The 310-nt window shown below is 72.6% G+C and carries 1 protein-coding gene; it reads left to right on the top strand.

Going from position 1 to position 310, the window contains the following annotated elements:
* Window positions 1–14: 14 nt before the first annotated feature.
* The coding region (locus tag DBV35_RS29745) for a MarR family winged helix-turn-helix transcriptional regulator (RefSeq protein WP_157962116.1) at window positions 15–310 on the top strand (296 nt) is incomplete at its 3' end.

Here is a 310-nt window from a genome sequence, read left to right as displayed (position 1 = left end):
GGGTCGACCACGCCGTGGCCACAGCCCTGTCCACCAACCCGTCCTCGACGGATGTCAGCCGTGACGGCTGGCGGGTCCTGTTGATGCTCGCCCGCGGCACCGGCCGCAGCATGGGCGAGGTCGCGGGACACACGTCGCTGCCCGCCCCCACGGCCACCCGGATCGTGGACCGCCTCGTCGAGAAGAAGCTGGCCTACCGGTCGGCCGATCCGCTCGACCGGCGCCGCGTGCTGGTGCACCTGTCGGCCGAGGGACGGACGGTCGTCGAGTCCGTCTGCCAGCGGGTGCAGCGCATCCTGTCGCCGCTAGA

It is taken from the genome of Acuticoccus kandeliae, from assembly GCF_003073115.1.
The sequence above is the reverse complement of the archived record's forward strand: the minus strand, read 5'-3'. Positions and strand labels throughout refer to the sequence as shown.